The sequence below is a fragment of the Actinocrinis sp. genome (genome assembly GCF_035946395.1).
Lineage (GTDB): Bacteria > Actinomycetota > Actinomycetes > Streptomycetales > Catenulisporaceae > Actinocrinis.
Map to the genome: position 1 here is coordinate 1 of NZ_DASYZI010000328.1, position 3,051 is coordinate 3,051.

At 67.0% G+C, this 3,051-nt stretch carries 3 protein-coding genes; 2 read left to right on the forward strand and 1 reads right to left on the reverse strand.

Annotation, left to right across the window (positions count from 1 at the left end):
- A partial coding sequence (locus VGS97_RS20555; RefSeq protein WP_326855231.1) for a chitinase occupies positions 1 to 1,317 on the forward strand: 1,317 nt, incomplete at its 5' end.
- Positions 1,318 to 1,431: 114 nt separating this feature from the next.
- Here VGS97_RS20555 and VGS97_RS20560 read toward each other — a convergent pair.
- Positions 1,432 to 1,851, reverse strand: a complete 420-nt coding sequence (locus tag VGS97_RS20560) for a hypothetical protein (protein WP_326855232.1) — start codon at positions 1,849 to 1,851, stop codon at positions 1,432 to 1,434.
- 382 nt (positions 1,852 to 2,233) lie between these two features.
- Between VGS97_RS20560 and VGS97_RS20565 the strand changes: the two genes are divergently transcribed.
- The coding region (locus tag VGS97_RS20565; protein ID WP_326855233.1) for a TIGR02452 family protein at positions 2,234 to 3,051 on the forward strand (818 nt) is incomplete at its 3' end.

Below are 3,051 nucleotides of genomic sequence, written 5' to 3' on the forward strand. Positions count from 1 at the left end.
ACCACGGACACCAGCAACTGGACGCCGTCGGCCACGTCGTGGACCCAGCTGAGCACGTCGTTCACGACCGGGGCGAGCACGACGAGTGTGACGGTGTACATCCACGGCTGGTACGGCCAGCCGACCTTCTACGCCGACGACTTCTCGCTCACCGGCCCACCCGGCTCCGGCGGCGGAACGCCGAGCGCGAGTCCCACCACGACGTCCAGTCCCAGCCCCAGCACAAGTCCCAGCCCGAGCCCCAGCAACTCGCCGAGTTCGAGCCCAAGCTCCAGCCCTTCTCCAAGCTCCAGCCCCACCTCCGGCGGCGGCCTACCCGCACACTCCCTCGTCGGATACCTGCACACCAGCTTCTCCAACGGCTCCGGCTACGTCGCCGTCGAGAACGCCCCGGCGGCCTGGAACGTGATCGCGCTCGCCTTCGCGGACTCCAACGGCGCCGGGGACATCACGTTCACCCCGTGCCCGCCGAGTACATGTGCCGGGGCCGAGACCCAGGCGCAGCTGATCGCGGGCATCAAGACGGCACGCGCCCAGGGACGCAAGGTGCTGATCTCGATCGGCGGGGCCAATGGCCAGGTCACGCTGAACAGCGCGTCCGATGCGGCGCAGTTCGTGAGCACGGTCAGCTCGATCGTGGACACGTACGGCCTCGACGGCATCGACCTGGACTTCGAGAACCAGTCGCTGGTGCTCAACGCCGGTGACAACGACTTCATGCACCCGACCACGCCCGCCGTGGTGAACCTGATCTCGGCCGTGCAACAGCTCAAGGCCAAGTACGGGTCCGGATTCATCGTCGCGATGGCCCCGCAGACCTTCTTCGTGCAGACCGGTTATCAGTACTACGGCGGCAACACCACCGGCTCCTCCGACCGGCGCACCGGTTCGTGGCTGCCGGTCATCTACGGCCTGCGCAGCCAGCTGAACCTGCTGGACGTGCAGGACTACAACTCCGGGCCGGTCATGGCGCTGGACAACCAGTACTACTTCACCGGCGGCGAGGACTTCCTGACCGCGATGACGGACATGCTGCTGCGCGGCTTCTCCGTCGCCGGAACCGGCGAAACCTTCCCCGCACTCAGTCCGGGCCAGGTCACCATAGGACTGCCCGCCAATCAGAACGCTGGCAACGGCGCGGTCACCCCCGCCGCGCTCGACGCGGCGCTCGACTGCCTGACCAAGGGCACGAACTGCGGTGCGTACAAGCCGCTCGGCACGTATCCGGGTCTCGGCGGGTTGATGTCCTGGTCGATCAACTGGGACGTGTACACGGGCAATCAGTTCGCGAACACGTTCACCGGCTACTTCGGCTAACCGCACACGCACTACACGTACCACACGTACCACAGGCGCCGCATGCGCCGACCAACGTTCGTGTAGCCCTCACCAGCGACGGCGTGAGGGCTACACGAACAATGCGCCTCGCGCTCAACCGCTCTCCGGACCATTCGCAGGTATGTCCAAGTCATCCGCAATCGGCGGCGCGAGTCGTCCCTGCTCGCTCAACCGCTGTATGTGCGCCGGCCAGTCGGCGGCCAGTTGGAGAGCGATCGCCCGGCGCACCGCTTCCCGATGCCACGCTGGGACGGGCGCGTCACCCGGTTCATCGCCTGGGTCGACCGATGTGCGCACGCTCTCCGTGAGGATCTTGTGTGCGTGCCAGCCGATGGGCAGCAGCAGGATCGGCACGGTCAGTTCGTCGTCCAGTAGCTGGTCGAGGGCCAGGCGCGGGTCGGTGCGCCGCTCGCTCCAACTGGTGCCCTCCTCGTCGAGAAAATCGTCGAGATCGGAGAAGAAGACCACGTTGCCGCTGTGCACCTGGTGGTAGACCTCGGCGACGTGACGCACGTCCCTGGCCGCCCTAGGCAGTGGCCCGGCCGCTGAAGGCACCCAGACGAGTGCGGCGCGTGCCAGGCTCCACTGGTCGATGCGTGGAGGCCATGTCAGGGCATGGATTAGCCAGAAAGGTGGCAGCGCAAGCTGAACGCCGGTATCGCCCATGAGTGACCGTCTCCTGCGTGGCTGGTACTTGATTCGTTCCCGGTGACGGACGGTGCAATTCGGGCGATTGGTAGCACGAGGTGAGGCGTGCGAAGAGGCGGTAGTGCGCTGTGGGCGCCCTCGTCGCAGCCCACGCCCCGACCTCCCGGCCCCCGGCCGCAAAATCGCTTCCGCACGCCAGCCAAAGCCCTTATCGTCAGCGTGACGAATAAGGGGTGAGCGAGTACCGATGAACACGTACAAGGGCATCGCCGATGTCAACGAGACGATCATCGCCACGGGCAAGTACACCGCGCCGAGCGGCATGGCCGTACAAATCGGCGACGCGGTCGCCGCCGCGTGCGCCGCCACCGTCTCGTACACCCCGGAAGACCTGGATCGACTACTGGACGCCGCCCCACACGCAACGGCCTCAACGCGAATCGAGGTCACCGGCGAATCGAGCATGAGCGCCGCACGGCGTCTTCACGACGAAGCCGCAGAACGCATCGCAGTACTGAACTTCGCCTCGGCCCGCAACGCCGGCGGCGGTTACCTGCGCGGCGCCCGAGCGCAGGAAGAGGACCTGTGCCGGACCTCAGCGCTCTACACCACGCTGTGTCAGGCCCCGGACTACTACGCCGCGCACCGGGCGTCGAAGGACCCGGCCTACAGTCACCGCGTCATCTACTCGCCCGCAGTCCCCGTATACCGTGACGTCCAATACCGCCTGCTGGAGACGCCGTACCAGGTGGCGTTCCTGACCAGCCCGGCTCCAAACGCCGGAGTCATCGCGCGCGACAGGCCGGCCAACGTCGCCGCTCTCCCCGACCTACTCGCGGCCCGCGCCGTACGCGTCCTAGCCGTAGCCGCTCACCACAAGTGCCGCACGCTGGTACTCGGAGCGTGGGGCTGCGGCGTGTTCCGCAACGACCCGGCACAGGTAGCGGCAGCGTTCCGGCGGAACCTGAGCGCCGGCGGCAGCTTCGAAGGCGCATTCGAACGGATCGTGTTCGCCGTCCTCGACAAGACGGCAAGCCAACTGAACCTAACGGCGTTCCGCACCGC